The sequence below is a fragment of the Halomonas sp. SIMBA_159 genome, assembly GCF_046536035.1.
GTDB lineage: Bacteria > Pseudomonadota > Gammaproteobacteria > Pseudomonadales > Halomonadaceae > Vreelandella > Vreelandella venusta_A.
In genome coordinates, this window is sequence record NZ_JAWJBT010001613.1 from 1 (window position 1) to 236 (window position 236).

Genomic DNA, 236 nt, shown 5'->3' on the forward strand with positions numbered 1-236 from the left:
CAGGCAATATCGAAGTGGCTGCCCGTATACGCCGCCTGTTTAAAGACTCAGAGAATATGGCTTCGCATACCGGTTGTGCCCGGGTACAGGACCCATATTCGCTGCGCTGTATTCCGCAGGTACATGGTGCCTCGCGCAATGCTTATAACCATCTTAAAGAGTTAGCCGAAATTGAAATGAATTCGGTAACCGATAACCCTATCGTAATAAGCAGCGAAGAAGCCATTTCCGGTGGT

The 236-nt window shown here is 49.2% G+C and carries 1 protein-coding gene; it reads left to right on the forward strand.

Translation table 11 applies throughout. The features are described from left to right. Positions 1–236 (forward strand): aromatic amino acid lyase (locus tag R0J87_RS24670; protein ID WP_498889670.1); only part of this gene is annotated, 236 nt, incomplete at both ends.